Source organism: Enterococcus sp. DIV1208 (genome assembly GCF_050530455.1).
Taxonomy (GTDB): Bacteria; Bacillota; Bacilli; order Lactobacillales; family Enterococcaceae; genus Enterococcus_B; species Enterococcus_B hirae.
Genome location: NZ_CP172887.1, coordinates 1,611,034 through 1,637,114, shown reverse-complemented (window position 1 = coordinate 1,637,114; position 26,081 = coordinate 1,611,034). Strand labels below are relative to the sequence as shown.

Annotated in this window: 19 protein-coding genes; 17 read left to right on the top strand and 2 right to left on the bottom strand. The window is 37.5% G+C overall.

Features of this window, described 5'->3' with window-relative positions; translation table 11 throughout:
• Positions 1 to 31: 31 nt before the first annotated feature.
• The 6 genes from IGK91_RS07520 to IGK91_RS07495 all read left to right on the top strand — a co-directional run bounded on the left by IGK91_RS07520 (position 32) and on the right by IGK91_RS07495 (position 8,388).
• On the top strand, positions 32 to 1,297 hold the full coding sequence (locus IGK91_RS07520) for a D-aspartate ligase (RefSeq protein WP_010718947.1): 1,266 nt from the start codon (positions 32 to 34) through the stop codon (positions 1,295 to 1,297).
• A 3-nt stretch (positions 1,298 to 1,300) separates the two neighbouring features.
• Positions 1,301 to 2,020: an amino acid racemase gene (locus IGK91_RS07515; protein ID WP_010718948.1), complete on the top strand. Its 720-nt coding sequence runs from the start codon at positions 1,301 to 1,303 to the stop codon at positions 2,018 to 2,020.
• 153 nt (positions 2,021 to 2,173) lie between these two features.
• Positions 2,174 to 3,058, top strand: a complete 885-nt coding sequence (rapZ, locus tag IGK91_RS07510; RefSeq protein ID WP_010718949.1) for an RNase adapter RapZ — start codon at positions 2,174 to 2,176, stop codon at positions 3,056 to 3,058.
• The gene (locus IGK91_RS07505) at positions 3,055 to 4,053 is read left to right on the top strand and encodes a gluconeogenesis factor YvcK family protein (protein WP_010718950.1); all 999 of its coding nucleotides are present in this window, start codon (positions 3,055 to 3,057) and stop codon (positions 4,051 to 4,053) included. Before rapZ ends, IGK91_RS07505 begins: the two co-directional genes overlap by 4 nt.
• Before the next feature lie 34 nt (positions 4,054 to 4,087).
• On the top strand, positions 4,088 to 5,023 hold the full coding sequence (gene whiA / locus IGK91_RS07500; protein ID WP_010718951.1) for a DNA-binding protein WhiA: 936 nt from the start codon (positions 4,088 to 4,090) through the stop codon (positions 5,021 to 5,023).
• A 179-nt stretch (positions 5,024 to 5,202) separates the two neighbouring features.
• Positions 5,203 to 8,388: a hypothetical protein gene (locus IGK91_RS07495; protein ID WP_181934325.1), complete on the top strand. Its 3,186-nt coding sequence runs from the start codon at positions 5,203 to 5,205 to the stop codon at positions 8,386 to 8,388.
• Positions 8,389 to 8,581: 193 nt separating this feature from the next.
• Here IGK91_RS07495 and IGK91_RS07490 read toward each other — a convergent pair whose 3' ends face one another.
• Positions 8,582 to 9,100 carry a thioredoxin domain-containing protein gene (locus tag IGK91_RS07490; protein WP_010737737.1) on the bottom strand — a complete coding sequence of 173 codons (519 nt, stop codon included), beginning with the start codon at positions 9,098 to 9,100 and terminating at the stop codon, positions 8,582 to 8,584.
• 175 nt (positions 9,101 to 9,275) lie between these two features.
• On the opposite strand from IGK91_RS07490, the gene nifJ reads away from it, so the two are divergent.
• The 6 genes from nifJ to IGK91_RS07460 all read left to right on the top strand — a co-directional run bounded on the left by nifJ (position 9,276) and on the right by IGK91_RS07460 (position 19,085).
• Positions 9,276 to 12,944 (top strand): pyruvate:ferredoxin (flavodoxin) oxidoreductase, encoded by a 3,669-nt coding sequence (nifJ, locus tag IGK91_RS07485; protein WP_034867015.1) that lies wholly within the window; start codon positions 9,276 to 9,278, stop codon positions 12,942 to 12,944.
• Between the two features lie 187 nt (positions 12,945 to 13,131).
• The gene (gene cdaA, locus IGK91_RS07480; protein ID WP_010737735.1) at positions 13,132 to 14,019 is read left to right on the top strand and encodes a diadenylate cyclase CdaA; all 888 of its coding nucleotides are present in this window, start codon (positions 13,132 to 13,134) and stop codon (positions 14,017 to 14,019) included.
• Positions 14,016 to 15,173 carry a CdaR family protein gene (locus IGK91_RS07475; protein ID WP_010737734.1) on the top strand — a complete coding sequence of 386 codons (1,158 nt, stop codon included), beginning with the start codon at positions 14,016 to 14,018 and terminating at the stop codon, positions 15,171 to 15,173. Before cdaA ends, IGK91_RS07475 begins: the two co-directional genes overlap by 4 nt.
• A 23-nt stretch (positions 15,174 to 15,196) precedes the next feature.
• The gene (gene glmM / locus IGK91_RS07470; protein WP_010718960.1) at positions 15,197 to 16,555 is read left to right on the top strand and encodes a phosphoglucosamine mutase; all 1,359 of its coding nucleotides are present in this window, start codon (positions 15,197 to 15,199) and stop codon (positions 16,553 to 16,555) included.
• Positions 16,556 to 16,848: 293 nt separating this feature from the next.
• The gene (locus IGK91_RS07465; RefSeq protein ID WP_430605279.1) at positions 16,849 to 18,201 is read left to right on the top strand and encodes a fibronectin type III domain-containing protein; all 1,353 of its coding nucleotides are present in this window, start codon (positions 16,849 to 16,851) and stop codon (positions 18,199 to 18,201) included.
• A 47-nt stretch (positions 18,202 to 18,248) separates the two neighbouring features.
• Entirely contained in the window at positions 18,249 to 19,085 is an 837-nt protein-coding gene (locus tag IGK91_RS07460; protein ID WP_430605278.1) for a fibronectin type III domain-containing protein, read from the top strand.
• Between the two features lie 166 nt (positions 19,086 to 19,251).
• Here IGK91_RS07460 and glmS read toward each other — a convergent pair whose 3' ends face one another.
• The gene (gene glmS, locus IGK91_RS07455; RefSeq protein ID WP_081123306.1) at positions 19,252 to 21,060 is read right to left on the bottom strand and encodes a glutamine--fructose-6-phosphate transaminase (isomerizing); all 1,809 of its coding nucleotides are present in this window, start codon (positions 21,058 to 21,060) and stop codon (positions 19,252 to 19,254) included.
• A gap of 399 nt (positions 21,061 to 21,459) precedes the next feature.
• Here glmS and IGK91_RS07450 point away from each other — a divergent pair, with 399 nt between their 5' ends.
• The 5 genes from IGK91_RS07450 to tig all read left to right on the top strand — a co-directional run bounded on the left by IGK91_RS07450 (position 21,460) and on the right by tig (position 25,936).
• Complete coding sequence (locus tag IGK91_RS07450; RefSeq protein WP_181934323.1) at positions 21,460 to 21,750, top strand: hypothetical protein; 291 nt, start codon at positions 21,460 to 21,462, stop codon at positions 21,748 to 21,750.
• Positions 21,751 to 21,762: 12 nt separating this feature from the next.
• A complete protein-coding gene (gene sppA, locus IGK91_RS07445) occupies positions 21,763 to 22,791 on the top strand; it encodes a signal peptide peptidase SppA (RefSeq protein WP_010718964.1) in 1,029 nt (342 codons plus the stop codon).
• 2 nt (positions 22,792 to 22,793) lie between these two features.
• The gene (locus IGK91_RS07440; protein WP_010737729.1) at positions 22,794 to 23,447 is read left to right on the top strand and encodes an RDD family protein; all 654 of its coding nucleotides are present in this window, start codon (positions 22,794 to 22,796) and stop codon (positions 23,445 to 23,447) included.
• A gap of 114 nt (positions 23,448 to 23,561) precedes the next feature.
• Positions 23,562 to 24,503, top strand: coding sequence for a hypothetical protein (locus IGK91_RS07435; protein ID WP_081123305.1), 942 nt, complete (start codon positions 23,562 to 23,564; stop codon positions 24,501 to 24,503).
• A gap of 146 nt (positions 24,504 to 24,649) precedes the next feature.
• Complete coding sequence (tig, locus tag IGK91_RS07430) at positions 24,650 to 25,936, top strand: trigger factor (RefSeq protein WP_010718967.1); 1,287 nt, start codon at positions 24,650 to 24,652, stop codon at positions 25,934 to 25,936.
• The last annotated feature ends 145 nt before the right edge of the window (positions 25,937 to 26,081 follow it).

Here is a 26,081-nt window from a genome sequence, read left to right as displayed (position 1 = left end):
AAAACTAGAGATTATGAGTAAGTGAGAGATAATGATGAACAGTAATGTAAACGAAGAATTTATTCCTATTTTATTGGGTAGCGACATGAATGTCTATGGAATGGCACGTTCATTTCATGAAGCGTATGGCAAAGTTTGCCAGGCGTATGCATCAAATCAGTTGGCACCAACTCGCTATAGCAAAATTGTCAAAGTAGACGTAATTCCTGGTTTTGATAAAGATCCGGTCTTTATTGAGTCCATGTTACGTTTAGCAAGAGAGAAATATTCAGATCAAACGAAGAAGTATCTCTTGATTGCATGTGGAGATGGCTATGCAGAACTGATTTCTCAGCATAAAGAAGAACTCTCAAAGTATTTTATTTGTCCTTACATCGATTATTCGTTATTTAAACGTCTGATTAATAAGGTTAGTTTTTATGAAGTTTGCGAGGAATACCAGTTACCTTATCCCAAAACGTTGATTGTTAGAAAAGAAATGTTAGTTGATGGGCATTTGAATCAAGAGTTACCATTTGACTTTCCAGTGGCATTAAAGCCGGCAAACAGCGTAGAATACTTATCTGTCCAATTTGAAGGTCGAAAAAAAGCCTTTATTATCGATAATCGTGAAGAATTTGACTTGATCTTAGGTCGTATTTACGAAGCAGGTTATACAAGTGAAATGATCGTCCAAGATTTCATTCCTGGGGATGATAGTAATATGCGTGTGTTAAATGCTTATGTCGATGAAAACCATCAAGTAAGAATGATGTGTTTAGGTCACCCATTACTAGAAGATCCAACACCAGCTTCGATTGGTAATTATGTGGTGATCATGCCAGATTATAATGAAAAGATCTATCAAACGATTAAACGATTTTTAGAAGATATTTCCTATACTGGTTTTGCGAATTTTGATATGAAATACGATCCAAGAGATGGTGAATACAAACTTTTTGAAATCAACCTTCGTCAGGGAAGAAGCAGTTTCTTTGTCACTCTTAATGGCTTGAATTTAGCAAAATTTGTGACAGAAGACCGTGTATTTGAAGTTCCATTCACAGGGACTACCTATGGGACAAGCCAATCGGATCAAGCAAAATTATGGATGGGTGTACCTAACAAGGTCTTTTTAACTTATGCAAAAGCAAATGAAGACAAAAAAGTTGCAGAAAAAATGATTAAAGAAAATCGTTATGGAACGACTGTTTTTTATGAGAAAGATCGTTCGCTCAAACGCTGGTTATTGATGAAGTATATGTTTAGAAATTACATTCCTCGATTTAAAAAATACTTTCATGTGAAAGAAGGTTGATTCATGGAAAACTTTTTTAGTATTTTGGGCGGAATGGGAACGATGGCCACAGAGAGTTTTGTCCGTCTAATCAATCATCGAACCAAAGCCTCAAAAGATCAGGAATATTTAAATTATGTATTATTTAATCATGCGACAGTTCCTGATCGAACGGCTTATATTTTAGATAGGGAACAAGAAAGTCCAATGCCTTACCTACTAGATGATGTTGAAAAACAAAATTTACTCAAACCAAATTTTATCGTTTTAACGTGTAATACAGCTCATTATTTCTTTGATGAACTTCAAGCAGCCACTGAGATTCCGATTCTTCATATGCCACGAGAAGCGGCAAATGAGCTTGTCAGACAAAATACAACTGGTAAAGTAGCCATCCTAGGTACGGAAGGTAGCATGAAAGCTGGAATTTATGAAAAGGAAGTGAGACAGCTAGGCTTTGAGGCTGTCATTCCTGATGCTCAACTTCAGGCGAAAATCAACCATTTGATTTATCATGATATCAAAGAATCAGATTATTTAAACAAAGAACTATACTACGAAATTTTGGCAGAAGCGGTGGCGCGATTTGATTGCGAGAAAATTATTTTAGGCTGTACAGAATTATCGTTGATGCAAGAGTATGTAGGGGAAAATGAATATCCCGTCATTGACGCACAGTCAATCTTAGCTGATCAAACGATCGCCCGTGCCTTACAACACCGACAAGCTACCATATCAAGTTGAAAACTTTTATGAGCAAAGATTAGGGGCGGATACCTACAGTGGTATTTGTCCCTATTTTTATCGACAACTTCATTTTTAAGAATGTTTAACTGGTAATGATACGCCCGGAAGTGATATAATTTTAGGAAGAGATATGAGAGGGGGCCGTTTGATATGGCTGATAATTTACAACTAGTAATCATCACAGGGATGAGTGGCGCTGGGAAGACGGTCGCTATTCAAAGTTTTGAAGATATGGGGTATTTCTGTATTGATAATATGCCACCAAATCTAATTCCAAAGTTTTGGGAATTGATCAAAGAATCGGGTAAAGTGACGAAAATGGCATTAGTGGTAGACTTGCGTTCACGCTCGTTTTTTGAAGAAATCCAAAATATGTTAGTCGAAATTGAGAATACGGATTTTATCGATACGTCGATTTTATTTTTAGATGCATCCGATGAAGAATTAGTCGCACGATACAAGGAAACAAGACGTACCCATCCAATGGCAATGAACGGTTTAGTCACGGAAGGAATTCGTAAAGAACGTGCGATATTGAATGATCTAAAGATGCAGGCCTCGGTCATTATAGACACGACGACTTTAACACCACGTCAGTTAAGGGAAAAAATCAATCAAACGTTTAAGACCAAAGGCGATCAAGGCTTTCGAATCGAATTTGTTTCCTTTGGATTCAAATATGGCTTGCCAATTGATTCAGATATCGTGATGGATGTACGCTTTTTACCAAATCCCCACTATATTCCTGAATTAAGACCTTTGACAGGAAAAGATCAACCAGTTTATGACTATGTGATGTCATTTGATGAAACTGAGCTGTTTTATAATAAGTTTTTAGATTTATTACAGACGGTTTTACCAGGATATATCAAAGAAGGTAAAAGCAGCTTGACGATTGCTATTGGCTGTACCGGAGGGCAACACCGTTCAGTTGCGTTAACAGAACGTTTATCAGGTGCTTTGAAAGAAAATTATAAAGTCAATGTGACTCACCGTGACAAAGATAAACGGAAAGAGACGGTGAATCGCTCGTGAAGATGAAAACTTACCGTATAAGAAAGCCCAAAATCGTTGTCGTTGGGGGTGGCACAGGCTTACCGGTTATTTTAAAAAGCTTGCGTAACCAAGGGGCTGATATTACAGCAATCGTAACTGTCGCAGATGACGGGGGCAGTAGCGGTGCAATCAGAGAATCAATTGCGATGGCGCCCCCTGGCGATTTGAGGAATGTGTTGGTTTCATTGTCGGATATGCCACAATTTTATGAAGATATCTTTCAGTATCGTTTTAAAAAAGAAGATCAATTTTTAGCCAATCATACGATCGGTAATTTGATCATTGCCGCTGTCGCAGAAATGAGAGGAAGTACATACGAAGCAGTACAACTCCTATCTAAGATGATGCATGTGGACGGTCATATCTATCCTTCTTCTGAAACACCATTAACACTCCATGCAGTTTTTAAAGATGGTACTACTGCGGTGGGGGAATCAAAAATTGCGGTCGATCGAAAAACGATTGATCATGTCTATGTGCGAAATACCACGGATGATAGCGAAGCCAAACCAGCACGAAAAGTTGTTTCTGCCATTATGGAGGCAGATATGGTCGTTTTAGGACCGGGTAGTTTGTTTACTAGCATTTTACCTAATTTGGTCATCCAAGAAATTGGAGAAGCAGTAGCTAAAACAGAAGCCGAAGTGGTGTATATTTGTAATATCATGACACAAAAAGGTGAAACAGAACATTTTACAGATGCTGATCATATTCGGGTGTTGCATGAACATTTGAAACGACCATTTATTGATACTGTTTTAGTTAACACAGAAAAAGTACCAGCAGGTTATATGGATCCTGAAATTTACGATGAATACCTCGTACAAGTAACCCATGATTTTCATGGATTACGGAATGAAGGTTGTCGAGTGATTTCGACTGACTTTTTAGAATTAAAAAATGGAGGTGTCTTCCATGATGGTGAAAAAGTTGTGGAAGAGCTATTTCGTTTGGTTTTTGGTTCCAAATATTAAACGGTAGGTTACTAAAAGAAAGGAGGAGAATAGGGTGTCATTTGCGGCAGATGTCAAAAAAGAACTTACTGGACTTGAAGTTCACCGCGAACATGCAAAGGCGGAATTAGCTGCACTTTTGCGAATGAATGGATCTTTAGGGATTGTAAATCAACAATTTATCTTAAACGTTCAAACAGAAAATGCAGCTATCGCCAGACGGATCTATTCTCTTTTAAAAGATCATTATAATGTCCGAAGCGAGTTACTCGTTCGAAAAAAAATGAAATTGAAAAAGAATAATGTCTATATCGTTCGTTTGAAACAAGGAACGAAAAATGTACTGATGGATCTAGATATCATGGACGGAATGATGTTCAATGGGCATGTATCTGATGAAATTTTAGGAAATGCACAAAAAATGCGATCCTATCTAAGAGGAGCATTCATGGCGTCTGGTTCAGTCAATAACCCTGAAACTAGTCGTTACCATTTAGAAATTTTCTCCATTTATGAACAACATAATCAAGACATTTGTGATATGTTAAATTATTATGGTCTTCATGCTCGAACATTGGAACGTCGAAACGGCTATATTTCATACTTAAAAGGCGCAGAGAAAATTGCTGACTTTTTAACCTTAATTGGTGCGACGAATTCGATGTTGCGCTTTGAAGATGTCCGTATCGTACGTGATATGCGAAACTCAGTCAACCGACTTGTCAATTGTGAGACAGCCAATCTGAATAAAACGATTGATGCTGCAGCAAAACAAATCGAAAATATTGAATTGATTGAAAGTAGAGTTGGATTAACTGCACTACCAGAAAAATTGCAAGAAATTGCAGAATTGAGATTAAAGCACCCAGAAGTCAGTTTAAAAGAGCTAGGAGAAATGATTCCATCAGGAGCGATCTCTAAATCCGGAATCAATCATCGAATCAGAAAGATTAATGAATTTGCAGAAAAGTTGCGCGAAGAAGCAAGTTAAGTGAAAAAATTTTTAATTTTTTAATTAATGAAGATTTTGGGACAAGTATTTGTCTCAGAATCTTTTTTTATTATATTTCCAAAAAAAGTTCTAATCAGTGTCCTTTAATATGTTAAAAAGTAAGTAGCAAGTCCCATTGATAACGGTTATTGCTACTAAAAACAAAGGAGAATAGTATCATGAAATATCTGAATAAAATACTGAGAGCCAAGGTTGTTCAAGGTTATGAACAAGGAAAAACAGATGAAGAAATTGCAGATAGCTTGAAGATATACCGTAAAATAGTGGTTGAAATCAAATTGCTTGAAATCGCATGTAAACTAAGTCAAGGATTTACGGAACTTGAAATAGCTGAACGATTTCACAAGCCCATTGAGGAAATTCACAGAAACAAACACAACTATATTCTAAGACGTTTTTCGGATTCCTCAAGTAATAATTCCATTTCTGAGATTCCACCTTCCTCTAGGATTGACTCCATTTCTCAGCAGATAGGTGGCACGAAGGCGTATGTTCTTGAAAAAATAATTATTCAAAAGCTGAAAAAAATGGAAAATATCGAGGATATTACTAAGAGTGTTTCTATTTCATTAGGAGAAACTAAAAAGATAATAGAAAATTGTGCAATACGAAAAATCTGTGAGGAAGGATACACACTGGAAGAATTGCATAAAATGTTGCATCTTAATTTGGCTGAGAATCCAAGAGTCTATAATATCTACCTTGAAGTTAAAAAGGAAAACGAATCAGGAGAAAAAGGAGTAGAAAGTAGGAGACAAAATGAAATAATTAATTTTTACAAAGAAAATAGAAAAGACAAGTTAGAAGAAATAACATCAAGTGAATTAAATAAATATCTAATTAATTATATTGCTATCCAAAGAAAGAAAGGTAAAAATATTGAGGAAATTGCACAAGAGTTGAATAGAAGTCATAAAACAATTCGAATGATAATAGCGCAATTTATTATCAGTGAATCGAGTAAGGGAACCCCTAAACAACACATTTCTACCTATCTTTGGTTAACAACAGCTCAAATGAAAAAAAATGTATACAACTATCTTACAGTAGAGTTAAAGGCTAATACAATGCAACATATTGCTTGGTTAAACAGTTCTACGTTCGATCAGATTCAATTAATGTATATCGAAGGCGCACTTGAAATGAAAAAATCCATTCATAAGATGCGCCCCAATAAAGATAGTTCAAAAAAATTAGCGTTTCTAAAACGCCACAATAAGGAGGAAATGAAGAAAATACGAGTAGAGTTCATTCAAGGACTTGAAAATAAAATAAGTCATGAAGAACTTATCGAGCAACTAAAGATTAGTAGACCAAATGCTTATAGGATACTTAATTTAGAAATCGCACGTAGCATATACCAAGGTTTTTCGGTACTTCAGATAGCTGAAAGACTACATAAAAGTTCAATTAGTATAATGGACAAAAAACATGCATTTATCCAAAATAGTTTTAAAAGGCATAGTGATATCCCTCTCATTGCTGAGAATATTGGTTGTTCAGAAGATTATGTGATGGAAAAATTGGTCGTTCACAAGCTAAAAATAAAGAAAAACATAAAGAATATCTCTGAAAGCTTGAATATTTCGGTAGAAAAAACTAAAACGATAATAGAGGATTATGCAATAAAAAAGATTCATCAAGGATATACACGGGAAGAATTAAATATTATATTACCTGTGAGTTTAGATGGATATCCGAGGATACTTGAGACTTTCAAAAAAGTTGAAAAAAATAATAAGTTAGAGGGAGAAAGTAAAAACACAAATACCTTATTATTAAAAACACAACCAGAAAGGGTACTTGAACAACTAAGCTTCGAAGCGCTTGTCAAGAAACTAAGAAAAGGGATAAAAATTGGTGATATTGCAACCGAATTGGACTGGACTCCGAGAATGGTGAAACATCGAATGGCTAAATTTATTATAGATCATTCAATTAGGGGAATATCTAGACAAGAAATAAGTAACCAGCTTTGTTTAACTCAAACTGAAATAAAAACATTTCCATATCAGTATATTAAAAACAATATATTAAAGAACCAAAAAATTCAAGGATTTGCGGAAAGAAATGGCTGCACGTTGGCTCAAATTTATAAGATATATGTAGAGGGAGCAATTGAAAAAAATGTATCCATTAATGAAATTGCATGTACGCTAAAGATAAACGAAGAAGCCGTTCAAGAGATAGTGAATAAAATTCAGAACGAATCTCAACCAGAATTAAACACCCCAGAACCACCTATCATTGAGAAAGCAATCTCTGAAGTTAAGAAAAATCTGATACAAGAAGGCACGATCCAACCACCAAAACCAATATCTATAGCTGAATCAACAAACCAGTTTCATCAAACCGACCCTGAACCAAATAGCTTAGATCTATTGAGTAAATCTATTATTAGTGAGTATAAAAAGAAAAAAAATATAAAAATGATTTCAGCTAAATATAATGTACCGCTAGAAGTGGTACAAAATATAATAAGCGAATACATAGTAAATAAAGGAAAGAAGGGGAGACGGATTAATGAGGTTGCGGCAGAGTTATATTTTTCTACCATTCATACAGGCGATGGACAAGTGTTATTTATCCATCAATCTGGAAAGGTCTTTGAAGTTAAGAAAAATCTGATACAAGAAGGCACGATCCAACCACCAAAACCAATATCTATGGCTGAATCAACAAACCAGTTTCATCAAATCTACACTAAATCGAATAGAATAGATCCATTGCGTGAAATCATTGTTAGTGAGTATAAGGAGAATCAAAATATAGGAGTAATTTCATATCAATATAATTTATCACCAGAAGAGGTCCAAGAAATAATATGTGATTACATCCGAAATGAAGAAAAGAAAGGGAGGACAGTTAACGAGATTGCGACAGAATTTTCTTTTTATTCCGTTCCTAATTCCGATGGAAAACTGCGGTTTATCCATAAAGATGAAGTGTTATCTCTAGTTAAAAACAATCCGTTGTACCAAAGCACGAGTCACCAACCACTACAACCAATATCTATGGATGAATTGACCAAACGTTTTCATCAAATCGAGCTTAGATCAAATAGCTCAGACCAAGTGAAAGGAAAATATGAAAAGAGTCAAGAAATGAAATCAGAAGGAGAGAGGAAGAGAAGAAATTCAGAATCGGATCCTAGCGCCATGGGCCTAAGTCTGAAAAAAGCACGGGTAGACTCACCCATATTGTCACAGCCAAAAAGTTTTTCATCGACTACAACTCGTGCCGTTGAAAAAGTGCAAAATGTCATCGAACAGAAACGGCAACAGCATCTAAATAACCCACGTGTCCAAGCTAGTTTACGAAGCTTTGTCAACGAAAGGTCTTAGGATAGATGGTGTATCAATCCGTTTTTTTATCTTTTTCTAAATTAAGATCTGGATAGTCGCTCAATCAAAAATGACCCAAGGACCTTAAAAATAGGCTAGGCTATTTTTAGGGTTCTTGGGTCTTGTTAGGGTCGGAACGATAGTGTCAATCCTGATCAATAATGATTACAAGTACATGTGATAGTCAGGATTATTACTCGTTCATGTAGTCAATTAGCTCTTCTTTTTTGATCGATTCATCAAAAATATGATCTTCCAAAATAACAGTTGGAACAAAACGGATATTGGCAGCATTCGCCTCAGCTATAATTGCTTGAGAGGCAGGAGATTCTTCTTGGTAAGTTAGACCTAACTTATTTTGAGCATAATCTGCTACTTCTGCTAGACTAAGATTTTTCCAATCATCCTGCGAATCAAATACTTTTTTGATTTCTCGTAAAGCTACTTGACCGTCTGATGTATCAATATGATGATGCATCACATTCCCACGTTGCAAACTTTCTTTTTCTTTATCAAAAAGTTTGATCACCCGTTGCAAACGACCTTTACTTACAGCTTCTTCGAGTAATTCATAAGATTCGTTGAACCATTGACGGCAATAAGGGCAAGCCAGATTGATAAACTCAGCCATTTTCTTAGGAGCATCTAAGTTTCCATAATGAATGCCAGTTTCGGTATTTGTTTTATCTGCTTTAATGATAGATATATCCATGTATAATCACCTCTTAGATTCATTTTAAGCATTTTTCAGGAAAAAGACTAGTTTTTTGTTTAATAAAGCATGTATCTTCTCATGTGAGTACTTTTACAGAATAGGTAGGTTTTCAGGAGCTTTTGCGTTATAATAGGTGGGATATTTGAGAGAATTTGAACAAGGATGATGACAAATGCGAAAAATGAAAACAATGGACGGAAATACAGCTGCCGCTTATATTTCTTATGCTTTTACAGAATTAGCTGCAATCTATCCCATTACGCCCAGCTCAACGATGGCAGAATTAGTGGATCAATGGTCTGCTAGTGGGAAGAAAAATCTTTTTGGACAACCAGTTAAAGTGGTTGAAATGCAATCTGAAGCAGGAGCGGCTGGTGTTGTGCATGGTTCGCTCAAAACAGGAGCGCTGACAACGACTTATACAGCTTCTCAAGGATTGTTGTTGATGATACCCAATATGTATAAAATCGCTGGTGAATTACTACCAAGCGTATTTCATGTCGCAAGTCGTGCAGTCACGACGAATGCGTTAAATATCTTTGGGGATCATGGGGATGTCATGGCTGCTCGATCGACTGGATTTGCGATGCTTGCAGAAAGCAGTGTGCAAGAAGTTATGGACTTAGCACCCGTAGCACATTTGGCTTCGATTGAAGCAGAGCTGCCATTCTTGAATTTTTTTGATGGTTTTCGTACGAGCCATGAAATCCAAAAAATTGAAGTACTAGAATATGACGAGTTAGCATCGTTAATCAATCAAGAGAAACTTGCTGCGTTTAGAAACAGAGCGATGAACCCTAACCACCCAACTGTTAGTGGAACGAATCAAAATCCAGATATTCATTTTCAGCAAAGAGAAACGATCAATTCGTATTACGAACAATTACCTCGCATCGTACAAAAATACATGCAAGCAATCAATGAATTACGTGGAACTTCCTATGATTTAGTCACTTATCATGGTGCTGCCGACGCGACAGAAGTCATCATTTCGATGGGGTCGGTAGCGCAAACGATTGAGCAGACAGTCGATTATTTGAATAAAAATGGCCGTAAAGTCGGTTTCTTGAATATCCATCTTTATCGCCCATTCCCAATTGAAACATTGTTGCAAAAACTTCCTAAAACTACACAGTCAATTGCCGTATTAGATCGAAGCAAAGAACCAGGAGCTGGTGGGGAACCATTACTGCTAGATGTTCAAAGTGCACTTTATGATGCAACAATCTGTCCTAAAATAATTGGGGGGCGGTATGGATTAGGATCAAAAGATGTGACACCAGATCAAATCATCAGCGTTTTTGACGAGTTGCAAAAAGATGAACAAATGAAAAAACGATTTACAATCGGGATAGTGGATGATGTTACCTATCATTCTTTGGCACCAAGACCAACATTGGATTTAACGGATGCTGAAACTTATCAAGCTAAGTTTTGGGGTTTTGGTTCTGACGGGACAGTCGGTGCAAATAAATCTGCTATTAAAATCATTGGCGATCATACAGACAAATACGCCCAAGGCTATTTTTACTATGATTCAAAAAAATCAGGTGGATTGACGATTTCCCATCTCCGTTTTGGAAACACGCCAATTCGTTCTACTTATTTAGTTGAACATGCTGATTTTGTCGCTTGTCATACGCCTGCTTACTTGCACAGCTATGATTTAGTTAAAGGGTTGAAAAAAGGTGGCACATTTTTATTGAATACTTTATGGACAGATGAGCAGTTAGAAACGCATCTGCCTATTCGTCTAAAAAAATATTTGGCAGAAAATGAGATTCAATTTTATACGATCAATGCGATGAAAATTGCTCAAGAAGTTGGATTAGGTCGTCGTATTAACACTGCCATGCAAACGGCTTTTTTCAAATTAGCAAACATTATTCCTATTGAAGAAGTGATTCCGCTCTTGAAAGAAGAAGTGCTTAAAAGCTATGGTCATAAATCAATGAAAATCGTAGAAAAAAATAACCAAGCGATTGATCATACCCTTGAACTTCTCCATAGAGTTGAAATCCCCAAACATTGGCAATCATTAGAACTACCTAGCAAAAAAGAAGAGACAACATCACGTTACGTAAAAGAGATTTTTACGCCAATCAATGCTCAAGAAGGAAATCAACTGTCAGTAGGTACTTTAGTAGCCAACCAGATGACAACTGGCGAGATGCCATTAGGAACAGCAGCGCTGGAAAAACGAGGTGTAGCCCTAGAAGTCCCTGAATGGATCAGTGACCGTTGTACGATGTGCAATGAGTGCGCATTTGTATGTCCGCACGCAGCCATCCGCCCATTCTTAGCTGATGAAGAAGAGCTGACTGAAGCGCCTGAAGGATTTATCGTTCGTGATATGAGAGGACCTGACGGGTTAAAATATCGTATCCAAGTTTCCGTGGAGGACTGTACAGGATGTGGATTATGTGTGGAGGCTTGTCCAGCCAAAGGAAAAGCGTTAGTGATGAAACCTTACGAGGAACAAAAAGAACAAGCGGTCAATTGGGCGTTTGCAATGACATTGAGACAGAAAGAAAACCCTATGAAAGGAAAAAATACGGTAATGGCTACCCAATTTAACCAACCGTTGCTTGAATTTTCAGGTGCTTGCTCGGGTTGCGGTGAAACGCCATATGTGAAACTTTTGACCCAAATGTTCGGAGACCGAATGATGATCGCTAATGCAACCGGCTGTTCTTCAATATGGGGAGGAGCTTCGCCAGCATCACCGTTCACAACAAATGCTTGTGGGCAAGGTCCAGCTTGGTCTAATTCCTTATTAGAAGATAATGCTGAATTTGGCTATGGTATGTTACTAGCTGCTCAAACCCGTCGTGAAGCTTTAGCGCAATCTGTTCGTGAAATCATGCCAAAAGTATCGAGTGCGCTTCGACTGTTGATGGAGGACTGGCTCAACCATTTATTCGATAGCGAAGGAACACAACAACGAGCAGCTAAACTTCAGGCTGCGATGGTAGCGGAAGTACAGCAAGTCCCAGAATTGGAATCCATTCTTGAGCACAAAGATATTTTTGTCAAAAACAGTCAATGGATTATTGGCGGAGATGGTTGGGCTTATGATATTGGCTTTGGTGGTATCGATCATGTATTGGCTAGTGGGGCAGATGTGAATATCCTAGTATTGGATAATGAAGTTTATTCTAATACTGGGGGGCAAACCTCTAAAGCAACGCCAACGTCAGCTATTGCAAAATTCTCCGCAAGTGGGAAATATGCGTCGAAGAAAGATTTAGGAATGATGGCAATGACTTATGGGAACGTCTATGTCGCTCAAATTGCTTCTGGTGCCAATCAAATGCAAACAATCAAGGCGTTTGAAGAAGCAGAGAAATACCCAGGGCCATCACTAATCATTGCGTATACGCCTTGTATCACCCATGGTCTGTTGGGTGGCATGAAAGAATCGATTAAAGAAGCCAAAGAAGCTGTTTCATCAGGCTATTGGTCCCTCTATCGTTATAATCCAAGTTTAATTGAAAAAGGGAAGGTTCCGATGATTTTGGATTACAAAAAACCAGACTTTTCAACAATGGGCGATTTTATGCGTAAGCAAGTCCGGTTTTCTTCACTAGAAAGTGCCAACCCTCAATTAGCTGAAAAATTGTTTGAAAAAACGGTTCTAGATGCAAAAACTCGTTTTTACAATTATGCTTCACTCACTGGACAGCTTGATAAAATTAAAGAAAAACTAGAACCGTCTGATCCGATTGTAAAAGAAGAGGAAGTCGAAACGAAAAAGAGAAAAAAAGAACGTAAGATCGATGATGAAGCAGCAGCCAGAAGAGCTGCTAAAAGAGCAGAACGTGCAGCTCGTCGAAAATGATGTTTTGAGGTTTCGTTCAGTGGTCCAACTATCTCATTTAGTGAATGATAAGCAAACAATTTAAAGGACGGAAAAATCGATCGAATAATTTATGTAATTTTCTTGAAAAAAATAGGCAGAATCGTCTCATATTTCCAAACATATGATATACTTAAAGGGAAATCTCAAAAGAGAAGAGAGGCTTTTTATGTCATTTCAAATCGGGGAACTTTTTAATTTAGAGTATTGGCAACAAATGTTTTCCGGTGACTTATTTTCTCTGAATTTTTTGGTAAACATACTGGATATTTTAGTCGTATGGTATTTGGTTTACAAACTGATCCAGCTACTAAGAGGGACTAAAGCGATCCAATTGCTCAAAGGCGTTGCCATCTTTATCGTGATTCGAATTGCGGCTGAGTTGATTGGGCTACACACGCTGTCATGGCTGATGAACCAAGTCATAACTTATGGTGTGATTGCAGCAATCGTCATCTTCCAACCAGAGATTCGTCGTGGGTTAGAACATCTGGGAAGAAGTTCGTTATTCAAACAAACGAAAAGCGAACAGCAAGAAGACGAGAAGATGATCCTATCCTTTGATAAAGCTATTCAATATATGTCGAAACGTAAGATTGGTGCTCTGATTACGATCGAGCGTCATACTGGTTTAGATGAGTATATTGAGACAGGCATCGCATTGGATGCAGATATTACTGGTGAGTTACTCATTAATATCTTTATCCCCAATACGCCGCTGCATGACGGGGCAGTTATTGTCAAAAATGGAAAAATTGCAGTTGCCAGTGCCTATTTACCTTTATCAGAAAGTATGTTGATTCCAAAAGAATTTGGAACACGTCACCGAGCTGCTGTCGGTATTAGTGAGGTCAGCGATGCAATAACTATCGTGGTCTCGGAAGAAACAGGAGATGTAAGTATCACTTTAGACAATCAATTGATACCAGGGTTATCGCAAGAAGAGTATTTATCGATCTTACGAAAACAACTAATTGTAGAAGAAAAAAATAAAAACAAAAAGAATGGGCTTCAATCTTTCTTGGACGCAATGACTAAGGGAGGGGATCGGAAATGATCTCAAAAGAAAAGCGTACGAGTATTCTGTATGGGTTTGTTGCGTTATTGTTTAGTATCATTCTTTATTTCAATGCGAATGGTCAAACGATGCAAAACACATTATCTGGAAACGAGTCCTATTCGCAGACAGCTTCTGATGTTTCGATCCAACTTTTATATGATACCGATAAGTATTATATCCATGGTTACGAAAACACTACTACTGTCAAATTGGCTAGTGCGAATCGTATCCAGTTGATGGCTGAGGCAAATGAAGACACCCGTACCTTTAGGGTCACCGCAGACTTAGCACATCTAGGTGAAGGAACCCACGAAGTGCCATTGAAAATCAAAAATCTAAGCAGCGCTGTCACCGCTAAGTTGCAACCGGAAACGATCACGGTTACAATTGAAAAGAAAGTGACCAAAGACTTTGAAGTTAAGGCTATTCTGCCAACAGAGACGACGCCTTCTGGTTATAATTTAACTGAAACAACCGTCGATCCGACGAAGGTCACGATCACCACTGGAGATAAGACTTTAGCGGAAATTCATCAAGTGGTTGCAAAAGTCAACCCGTCAATGATAACGGACGATGGTGTGAATAGTAATGTATCTGTACAAGCGTTAAATTCAGCTGGTGAGCCGTTGAGTATTGTTTCTGATCCAGTGCAAGTCAACGTCACGTCAGATGCAATCAAACCGAAAAAAACGGTTAGCCTATATGGTATTCAACAAGGGACAAAAGGCGAAGGAATTAAGAACTATAATTTCAAGTTTTCCGAATTAGAGGCTGAAGTCACAGGGACGACGGAACAACTTGCTCAAATAGGGGATAGTATCGCTGTGCCTATCGACATATCAGGAATTACTCATCGAACGACTAGGACGATTCAGATTCCTATTGAACAAGGAATGAGCGTCTCGCCTAAATCGGTTAAAGTTGAGATAACACCAGTGCTGGAATCGACAACTAGTGATTCTTCAGTCGATAAAAATCAAAGTTCGACTAAAAGGAATGACTCAACAACGTCAACGACAAAGTCGACTACATCGAGCACGTCACTTTCTAGTGTCCAGACAGAAAGCAAGCAAACTTCTGAAAGTACAGATTCGAGTGAATCCACTATGCAAAGTACACAAGAGAGTCAAACGTATTCTTCGGAAAATTAAGTTAAAGGAGCAAATTTACAATTATGGGTAAATATTTTGGAACGGATGGTGTCCGTGGCGAAGCCAATAAAGAATTGACACCAGAATTAGCGTTTAAGTTAGGTAGATGTGGCGGATATGTATTAAGCCAACATGAAACAGAAGGGAAACGTCCACGGGTTTTAGTTGGGCGTGATACCAGAATCTCTGGGCAAATGCTAGAAGAAGCCTTAATTTCTGGTTTGTTATCAGTTGGTATTGAAGTATTTCAACTTGGCGTCATTTCCACACCAGGAGTTGCTTATTTAACAAGATTGCAAAAAGCCAATGCCGGCGTGATGATTTCTGCTTCACATAATCCTGCACAAGATAATGGAATCAAATTTTTTGGTGCTGATGGGTTTAAATTAGTGGATGAACAAGAATTAGAAATTGAAGCATTGCTTGATGCCGAAGTGGACGAATTGCCACGTCCTTCAGCAGAGGGATTAGGAACAGTAGAAGAATTTCCAGAAGGCTTATTAAAATATTCTCAATTCTTAGTGCAAACGATCAATGGGGATCTATCAGGCCTAACCGTTTGTGTCGATGCGGCAAATGGGGCGACAGCAACTTCTGTCAACCGTTTATTCGCAGACTTAGAAACAGATTTTTATACGATGGGTACCAGCCCTAATGGCTTAAATATTAACGATGGTGTTGGTTCAACACACCCTGAAAAGTTAGCTGAAATGGTTGTTGAAAAAGGCGCCGATGCCGGTTTAGCATTTGATGGTGATGGGGATCGAATTATTGCAGTGGATGAACTTGGGAACATCGTTGATGGTGATAAAATCATGTTCATTTGTGCGAAATACCTTTCAAAGAAAAATCGTTTGAAAAAAGATACGATCGTTACAACGGTCATGAGTAATTTAGGATTCCATAAAGCGGTGGAAGAAATTGGCTTGAAGGACGTAGTTACTCAGGTTGGTGACCGCTATGTTGTAGAAGAAATGCGAAAAAATGATTATAATTTTGGTGGAGAACAATCTGGTCATATGGTCTTCCTTGACTTTAATACTACAGGTGATGGAATGCTATCAGGAATCCAATTACTGAATATCATGAAGCAAACTGGGAAGAAATTATCCGAGTTAGCGAGCGAAGTGACGATCTACCCACAAAAATTAGTAAATATCCGAGTAAGCAACAAAAATGGTGCAATGGAAGTTCCAGCGATCAAAAAAGTGATTGAAGAAACTGAGGCTGAGATGGCTGGTGAAGGAAGAATTTTAGTTCGTCCTTCTGGAACTGAACCATTATTACGTGTCATGGCTGAAGCGCCAACGGATGAAAAAGTAGCATATTACGTGGATAAGATTGCTGCAGTTGTTCGAGAAGAGATCGGACTTGAAGAATAAGAACTAAAATTTTTCTCATTTTAATAGTAATCGACTGTTATTTACAAAAATGTTTTCTTGTTTTTGTGAATAACAGTTTTTTTGTCTGTAGGAAAACAAATTTGGGTTGCTGTCAAATGATTGTTCCAAGATAACTACTTTTTTGTATAAAATTAGCGTTGGGTTTAGAATATTCTCCGTTAAAAGTTGTTATGATAGAACTTTAATTTCTAATTATACGAAAAAAAAGGGCTTTTTTTATCTCTGAATAGATTAAACTAACTTGCGAAACAACTAATTTAGAGGAGGTAAATATGAAAATTTTCAAAAAACTGATTCGATTGATGATGATTGTTTTTCTATTTGTAAAACCGGTCATTGTAGTAGCGGTTGATCCATCTTATGCACCCTCTTATCAACTAGCAGAAGAGGTGATTATAAAAAATGGTGAATTTAATGATGGGTTGAATCACTGGATCGTTTCCAATCCTGGAAGTAACAATCCTGCACTTGTGACAGATGAAAGTGGCAATCATTATGTAATGGCATCAAATGGAGAGAATATCCTGCAATATGTTCAGTTAAAACCGAAAACGACCTATCAATTCACTTATTATGTGATTGGAGACCCTTCGTTTCCAGCAATTGTGGAATTTGGCACGCTTAATCATGGGGAAGGGTTTATTTCGTTGAAGGATGAGAGACATTATAATGATGCTTGGAAACAACATGAATTTAGCTTTACGACTCCGGAAGGTGAAAATACATATATTATCCGTTTTGCGTCTAGTGGAAACGGGACAGCATATTTTGATAACGTTCAAGCCACTGCATTAGATTTGGAAGCTCCTACCAATCCTAAAAATCTGAAAGTCAACGACGTTTCAAGTGATAGTGTTAGCTTGTCTTGGGAAGCTGCAACAGACAACGTAGGCGTAATGGGTTATTTGGTTTATCGAGACAACCAACTGATTCAAACAGTAACCGGTGCAGACCTCGCCTATACCGACAATGGATTAACGGAAGATACTACCTATACGTATGAAGTGAGAGCAGTTGATCAAGCGGGGAATGTATCAGTAGCGAGTAATGCAGTGACGGCTAGGACAAAACTGGCGAGTAGCAGCCCACCTGCAGTGCCTTTGAATTTAAAAGTCACTAGTGTAACAACTGATAGTGTCAGCTTATCGTGGGAATCAGCGACAGATAGCATTGACGTAATCGGTTATATCATTTATCGAGACAATCAGTTAATTCAAGGGGTTATTGGTGCGGAGGAAGTAGCATACACGGATATAGGATTAATGGAAGATACGATGTATACATATCAAGTAAGAGCAGTTGATCAGGCAGGAAACATATCAGAAATGAGTAATACAGTAACGGCTAGGACAAAACCAACAGAAGAAATTCTTCCTCCTGCAGCTCCTTTGAACTTGCGAATCGATGATGTAACAACTAACAGTGTCAGCTTATCATGGCAAGAAGCAATCGATAATGTTGATGTAGCTAGTTATAACGTTTATCGAGATGATCAGTTGGTTCAAACGCTAACTGGTACGGACTTAACCTACATAGATACAGGGTTGATGGAAGATACCACCTATACCTATATAGTCAAGCTGTTGATCCATCAGGGAATCTATCAGAAGCAAGTAATGCGGTAACGGCTAGGACAAAATCAGCAGAAGATCTGACTCCTCCTACGCCCCCTTTGAATTTACGAATCGATGATGTAACAACTAACAGTGTCAGCTTGTCGTGGGAAGCAGCAATCGATGATGTGGGTGTCACTGGTTATCACGTCTATCGAGATGATCAGTTAATCCAAACACTGTCTGGTACGGAATTATCCTACATAGATACAGGCTTGATGGAGGCTACCACTTATACCTATAAAATCAGAGCGGTTGATCAAGCTGGTAATCTATCAGAAGCGAGTAGTGCAGTGAAATCAAGAACGAAAATGACAATTGAGGTGAGTCGCCCGTTGCCCCCTACTAAACTGAGATCAGCCCGTGTCACAGAACATGAAGTGGCTTTAATGTGGGACGCACCTAATGAATCGAAGGAAATCATGAGCTATCAAGTTTACCGAAACAATGTATTGGTAGGAGAAGTAGCGGGGGAAACCTCACTATATACTGATAAAGATTTACAGGAAAATACGAAATATTCTTATGTAGTTAAATCGAAAAACAAAGAAGGGGATCTCTCGGAAGAAAGTAATAAAATCATTGTGCAGACAAGCAAAAAACATGAGACGGTTCCTCCTTTAGAGGAAGAGATAGAAAAAGAATCAACGGAAAAACCACCTGTGGCAAAAGAAACCGAAACAAAAAATAATGGAGCGATTAATAAAGGAAAAGTGGAAGCAAAAGTGAATAAGAATACTGCTAAAAAGGTGAGTAAACAGTTACCAGCTACGGGTAATAAAGTTAGTCCATTGCTACAACTACTGGGGCTAACCATAATGAGTGTAACAATCCTGTTATCTTACAGGAGACAAAAAAAGAGCCATCAAGCAAAACAGCCCGGAACTAATGCTTAGCTCCTTTAGATGGGGGACTCGATGCAAAATAGGTTAAAACAATAAAAAGTCATTTTCGAACTGATTGATGACTACACAAAAAAGCCAAAAAGGCAATGAAAACTAAATTTCATTGTTTTTTGGCTTTTTTCATGGTGATACATGCTATATTTTTTTAACCTTTTTCCTATTCAACGGTCACTGATTTTGCCAAATTTCTCGGTTTATCAACATCAAGACCTCTTAGCAAGGTCGCATAGTAGGCAATCAATTGTGTAGGAATCACTGTGATTAATGAAGTGAGTAAAGGATGAACAACAGGCAATACTAATTGGTCACCTGGTCGATCTAAGCCTTTTGTAGCCATAACCAAAGTTTTTGCTCCACGACTTTCCACTTCTTTTAGATTTCCTCTCGTGTGTGCACCTGTTATCTCTTCGCTGATCATCCCGATAACCGGTGTGTTCGTTTCAATCAGCGCGATCGTACCATGTTTTAATTCCCCAGCTGCGAAACCTTCTGCTTGGATATAACTGATTTCTTTTAACTTCAATGCAGCCTCTAAAGAGACAGCATAATCTGTTCCACGTCCAATATAAAAAGCGTTTCTTGCATCCATTAGATAGTCAGATGCTAACTCCTGTAAGTAGTCCTTTTGAGAAATTAGTTCTTCCATGCCATTCGCTACGATACTAAGCTCGTGCGTTAGATCGAATTCTCTAGCTGAAGAAAGATTTTTTTCATGACCAATTCCTTTAGCAAGTGCAGCTAAAACAGCGATTTGAGCAGTATAAGCTTTTGTTGAAGCCACGGCGATTTCAGGTCCAGCATGTAGTAAAAGAGTGTAAGAAGCTTCCCTTGATAAAGTAGAGCCGGGTACATTAGTGATCGTCAATGATGGGTAATTCAATTCATTCATTTTCACGAGTACTTGTCGACTGTCTGCTGTTTCTCCACTTTGGCTTAAGAAAATAAAAAATGGTTTCTCTGAAAGTAAAGGCAAATTATAACCAAATTCACTTGCAAGGTGGACTTCCACAGGAATACGGGTTAATTGTTCTAAAATAGGTTTTCCAACTAAGCCAGCATGGTAACTCGTTCCACAAGCAACAATGTAGATACGGTCACTGTTTTTAGCTGTTTCTAAAAGTTGTTTGTCCATCAGTACTTCATTCTCATGGTTCACGTAAGTTTGGGCAATCTTTCGCATAACGATCGGTTGTTCATCGATTTCTTTCAACATGTAGTAAGGATAAGTGCCCTTTTCAATATCAGCTGCATCAATTTGTGCTTCAAAAGAAGTTCGTTCAACTGGTTGACCTGAGATCGTTTCGATTGAAATCTCATTTTTAGTGACGATCACTAATTCGCCATCTTCAATTTCAACAAATTCTTTCGTATAAGCCAGCATAGCCATTGCATCGCTGGCGATAACATTGAATCCGTCTCCCAGACCAATCAAGAGAGGGCTTTTGTTTTTAGCAACAAAAATTTGATCTGGCAGAGTACGATCAATTAATGCGAAAGCATAAGAACCTTTGATTAATTGAAGTGTTTTGACAAAGGCAGATTTTGTATCCAGTCCTTCATTTGCAAAAAATTCAATAAGATGAGCAATGATCTCAGTATCCGTTTCCCCTGAAAATTGATCCGTTTCTAAATAATCATTTTTTAATTCAGCAAAGTTTTCAATTACACCGTTATGGACAAGAACAAAACGTCCGCTTTGAGAAGTGTGAGGGTGCGCATTTTTTTGAGAAGGTTCGCCATGAGTTGCCCAACGAGTGTGACCGATTCCGATTGTTCCTGCTGTTTCGTTTGTTAGCTTATCCTTTAGGTTCTGAATTCTACCTTGTGCTTTGACCAAAAAATCATTTTCGTCATTCGCAACAAAGATTCCAGCCGAATCGTATCCCCGATATTCTAATTTTTCTAAACCATTGATCAATCCTGGTGTTACGTTTTCAAATCCAATCATTCCGACAATTCCACACATAAAAAACATCCTACTTTCTATAATATAATCATTATGAAAGTTTCCAGCTGCTGGAATCGATTTTTGTTCTATCTTCACAGATAGGTTTTGATCGATCCTATAGAGTGCAGTCCCTAGGGTCATCCGCCGAATATTTCGATAAACCCTTTCCTCGTCATCTGTAACTACAGACCAGGCGCTATTCCTTAAAATGAGAATGGTATATCTAAACTCCTTTTTAGTATTTTTCTGGAAACTTCTTAAATGATAACGTTGTTGTGTGATGTTTGTCAATAAAAAAGAGAAAAAATAAAATTGGTCTATATGGTTGTGGCGGGAGGATCGAAATGAAGTTTTGACTATCATCTTTTTGCAGACTTCGGTACAATATGAGAGTAAGTAAAAGAAGGAGGATGAAAAATGGCATCAAATATCGCGGTCTTGACATTAGGCATGCTAAAAAAAAAGTTGGCCGAACTTGAAAAAGTAAATACAGTGGATGATGAAACCAAAATCTTTTTAGATACTGGTTGGGATAGTATCCAAGAAATTGCGCCTGATGCGTTGACTATTGGAGAAGCGCAACAATTCGTAGTAGAAGATGAGTGGACAAAAGAGAAGTTCAATGGATTTACATTAGTCGAAAAAGCAGAAAAAATGAATGCAACTGGAGAAAAAGAAACAGTGATCGTTATCAAAAATTTATATTAAGCGAGGGAGAGTATGAATAAAAAGCGTTGGATAGCAGTGTTGATTGCGGCAGGCTTATTGGTTGTTTCGTTGGTATCATCTAGCCTGACGTCAAATTCAAAAGAAGAAAAGCAAATGAGTGGTTTGAATAGCTTATTATATGGCACTAATGAATTATCGCCCACGGTTCTGGAAGAAGGAGATAGTTCAGAAAAAATCGTAAAATTGACTGTTGATGGGACGATCACTAGTGATGGAACATCAGGTTTGTTTGCAACAGAAGGATACAATCACGCTAAGTTTATGGAGCAATTAAATGCTATAAAAGAAGATAAAACGATCAAAGGGATGATGTTAGAAGTCAATTCTCCTGGTGGTGGTGTTTATGAAAGTGCAGAAATAGCTAAGACAATCAGTGATATCCGAAATGAACGAAATATTCCAATGTATGTCAGTATGAAAAATACAGCTGCTAGTGGCGGATATTATATCTCAGCCCAAGCAGATAAAATCTATGCAACAGAGGAAACAGTCACTGGGTCCATTGGTGTCATCATGTCAGGTCTTAATTATTCTGGACTTTTAGAAAAATTAGGGATCGAGGATACGACGGTAAAAAGTGGTGCATTGAAAGATATGGGTTCAAGTACTAGACCACAAACGCCAGAAGATCAAAAAGTCTTACAAACTTATATCGATAATGCCTACAATCGATTTGTCAAAGTAGTCAGTACTGGACGAAATCAATCAGAAGAAGAAGTCCGAAAAATTGCGGATGGTCGTATTTATGATGGAGAACAGGCGAAAGCAGTCGGATTAGTGGATGAAATTGGGTATCCACAAGACGCGTTAAAAGCGATGAGAAGTGAGCAACATTTAGAAAACGCTCAGTTAGTAGAATATGAAACGAATACTACTGGTTTTGCAAACACATGGTTCGGTTCGAAACTTGCTCAGCTTCAAGGCTTAAAAGCTTCTGAAACAAGTCAAATCTTGTCTTTCTTAGAAAATCAAGGAACTGTTCAATCACCAAAGGCAATGTATTATTACGGAGGTGAGTAAGCATGACGAAGCAACCAGAAGATTTAACTTCACATAACAAGGCAGATCGTCCTGCTGTGGGTCCAGATCCAGGCTTTTCTCAAAAAGTACTTCAATCTTTTAAAGAAAAACCACTATCTGAAAGTGAAATCAAAGTAAAGCAACAACAATGGCAACAGTATACCGAAGATAAAGAGGAAAAAATCAATGTAAATGACTTTCCTAAATATTTTTATGCAGGATTTTGGATAAGATTTTTCGCTTTTATTGTGGATCTGATTTGTATTGGCTCAATCACACGGTTGACCATTGGATCAGCGGCTAATTTAGACTGGTTAAAAGTATCCGATTCTTATTTAAGTATTTATGGTTTTGCTGCTTTGCTGATTTACCTTGGTTATTTTATTTTATTCACGAAATTAAATCATGGTCAAACGATTGGAAAAATGATTTTTGGGATTCGTGTGATTTGCTTTAATGAATCAGATTTGAGTTGGACAACAGTGCTGGTGAGAGAAGGCGCTTGTCGGTTCATTTTGAAATTCCCATTACTTTTTGTTGGCTATTTACCGACAATCTTTAATCAAAGAAAACAGCATATTGGTGATTATTTTTCAAATACGAGTGTAGTCACGCTAAATCTAGTCAAAGCCTTTAATCAAGAAATTAATGCTTGATTCATTTTATTTTTTCAACATGGCAATCTAAAAAAGATTGTCATGTTTTTTTATGTTTGATACTATAGTTTTATTCATGATTTTACTGGCAAAGAGTCGAAGGGAGAACGAACATTGGAGCCGATTGATTTTCCTGATAAATACGAAAATCTTATACGTCTAGCGCAACAAGCATTAGCTGATCATCAATATTTACAAGCAAAGACATTTTTACAACGAGCATTGGAGCTTAAAGGAACATTTGAGGCGAATCGTCTACTTGTCCTTTGCTTAGTTGAGCTAGATGAAAAAAAAGAAGCGCTGAATCAGGCGTTTCCTTATGAAAATGACTACCTGACAGATGAAAAAGTGGCAGCTTTTTATTTTGATCTGCTGATCCAAACAAAAGATTATCTTTATGCTCGCAAGTTAATTGCCAGCTATGATTTTTCTGATTTATTTGAGCAACTCATGGTAGAGAAGATCCAACAAGCAGAAAATTTCACGAGTCAAAATGACCGTCAAAAAATACGTAAGATTCATCTTAGTGTTGAAAAAATGCCGACAATGCCACCTGCAGAACAACTTTTGGTTGTTTCTGAGATTGAAGAGTTGCCTTATCATGAATTGGTACAAACAATCAAAAAAATGATTATCTTACCAGAGATCCACTTATTAGTGCGAGCAAAAATGTTAGAGTCACTCGTGCAAGTGAAGAAACACCAGCCAGTTGTTTATTTAACGATGGATCAGACGTTTATAGAAGTCATACCTGCAACATTACCAAAACCAGAAAAGCAGAAGGCTTATGAACAATTAATGCGATTAGCAGAAGCTTATGAAGATCAAGATGCCTATCTTAGTACAGTGCTAAAAGAAGAATTTATGATGCAATCCGCTCTTCTTTATCCTGTTTATGATACATATGTCGGTGATCCCCAAAAATGGTTTGCTGATACACTTAGCATGTATGATCCAAACTATAATAATAGACAAACAGAAGCAGAGGAAGCAGATTTCCTAGAAAAAAGGGGAAATATTTTAAGGGAAATGCTACTCTTTCAAAGTGACCGTTGACACTTATCAGATAAAAAAGTCATGAAAAACGTGGATTCTAACCATTCAATATGTTTACAATTTGAAAGGGTTAGTGTACTATTTAAGGGTATGCATGAAACGTTTTTGATGTATAAAATGAATTTTCTAAACTCGGAGGGAACTAAATGACTGCAACATTTGAAAAAAAAGGCACAAACGATGGTGTTTTAAAATTTACGATTGCGCAAGATGAAATTCAAAAAGGATTGACAGCTGCGTTTAATAAAGTTAAAGGAAACTTGAACGTACCAGGGTTCCGTAAAGGGAAAGTTTCACGCCAAGTATTCAACCGTATGTACGGAGAAGAAGCTCTTTATGAAGACGCATTGAATGCTGTCTTACCTGAAAGCTATGAAGCAGCAGTTAAAGAAGCAGGTATCGAACCTGTATCACAACCTCAAATCGATGTTGAAAGCATGGAAAAAGGGCAAGATTGGGTGATCACTGCTGAAGTAACAGTTAAACCTGAAGTGAAATTAGGTCAATATAAAGATTTAGTTGTTGAAAAACAAGATCGTGAAGTTACTGAAGCGGATGTGGAAGAACGTATCAAACGTGAACAAGAAGCTCAAGCAGAATTAGTAATCAAAGAAGATGCTCCAGCAGAAAATGGCGATACTGTAGTGATTGACTTTGAAGGCTTTGTTGATGGCGAAGCATTCGATGGCGGAAAAGGTGAAAACTATTCACTAGAACTAGGCTCTGGTTCATTCATTCCTGGCTTTGAAGATCAATTGATCGGTAAAAAATCAGGTGAAAGCTTAGATGTAACAGTTACTTTCCCAGAAGACTATCAAGCAGAAGACCTTGCTGGTAAAGAAGCAGTGTTCAAAGTAACGGTTCATGAAGTAAAAGCTAAAGAAGTACCTGAATTAGATGACGAATTTGCAAAAGATGTAGATGATGAAGTTTCTACATTAGCTGAATTGAAAGAAAAATATCTAAAAGAATTGACAGAAGCAAAAGAAAAAGAAGCAGAAGACGCAAAAGATGAAGCTGCAATCCGCTTAGCTGTTGAAAATGCAGAAATCGTTGATCTGCCACACGTGATGGTTCACGATGAAGTACACCGTTCAATGGATGAATTTTTGAACAACATGCAACGTCAAGGAATCTCTCCTGACATGTACTACCAATTAACTGGTTCTACAGAAGAAGACTTGCACAAACAATTTGAAGGCGAAGCAGAAGTACGCACAAAAACAAATCTTGTAATCGAAGCTATCGCTAAAGCAGAAGGACTAGCAGCAACAGAAGAAGAAATCAACGCTGAAATCCAAGAATTATCTGAGACATACAACATGCCAATCGAACAAATCAAACGAGTGTTAACAGAAGATATGTTGGAACATGATGTGACAATGAAAAAAGCAATTGATTTGATTACTGGAACTGCTACTGAAGCAAAATAATCATCTTTTATTGCATTTTATCAAAGAGGAAACTGAGAGGTTTCCTCTTTTTGCATATTTTCGATTTTTGGTTTTTGTTTAGTGCTTTTGCTTTTTTTTGAATTATGGTATGATAGTAAAAGACTGTAAAGTCTGTGATAGTTTC

Coding starts and splice junctions, on each gene's coding strand:
- IGK91_RS07520 (WP_010718947.1), top strand. CDS start 32: ATGATGAACAGTAATGTAAACGAAGAATTTATTCCTATTTTATTGGGT.
- IGK91_RS07515 (WP_010718948.1), top strand. CDS start 1,301: ATGGAAAACTTTTTTAGTATTTTGGGCGGAATGGGAACGATGGCCACA.
- rapZ (WP_010718949.1), top strand. CDS start 2,174: ATGGCTGATAATTTACAACTAGTAATCATCACAGGGATGAGTGGCGCT.
- IGK91_RS07495 (WP_181934325.1), top strand. CDS start 5,203: ATGAAATATCTGAATAAAATACTGAGAGCCAAGGTTGTTCAAGGTTAT.
- IGK91_RS07490 (WP_010737737.1), bottom strand. CDS start 9,100: ATGGATATATCTATCATTAAAGCAGATAAAACAAATACCGAAACTGGC.
- nifJ (WP_034867015.1), top strand. CDS start 9,276: ATGCGAAAAATGAAAACAATGGACGGAAATACAGCTGCCGCTTATATT.
- cdaA (WP_010737735.1), top strand. CDS start 13,132: ATGTCATTTCAAATCGGGGAACTTTTTAATTTAGAGTATTGGCAACAA.
- IGK91_RS07475 (WP_010737734.1), top strand. CDS start 14,016: ATGATCTCAAAAGAAAAGCGTACGAGTATTCTGTATGGGTTTGTTGCG.
- glmM (WP_010718960.1), top strand. CDS start 15,197: ATGGGTAAATATTTTGGAACGGATGGTGTCCGTGGCGAAGCCAATAAA.
- IGK91_RS07465 (WP_430605279.1), top strand. CDS start 16,849: ATGAAAATTTTCAAAAAACTGATTCGATTGATGATGATTGTTTTTCTA.
- glmS (WP_081123306.1), bottom strand. CDS start 21,060: ATGTGTGGAATTGTCGGAATGATTGGATTTGAAAACGTAACACCAGGA.
- IGK91_RS07450 (WP_181934323.1), top strand. CDS start 21,460: ATGGCATCAAATATCGCGGTCTTGACATTAGGCATGCTAAAAAAAAAG.
- sppA (WP_010718964.1), top strand. CDS start 21,763: ATGAATAAAAAGCGTTGGATAGCAGTGTTGATTGCGGCAGGCTTATTG.
- IGK91_RS07440 (WP_010737729.1), top strand. CDS start 22,794: ATGACGAAGCAACCAGAAGATTTAACTTCACATAACAAGGCAGATCGT.
- tig (WP_010718967.1), top strand. CDS start 24,650: ATGACTGCAACATTTGAAAAAAAAGGCACAAACGATGGTGTTTTAAAA.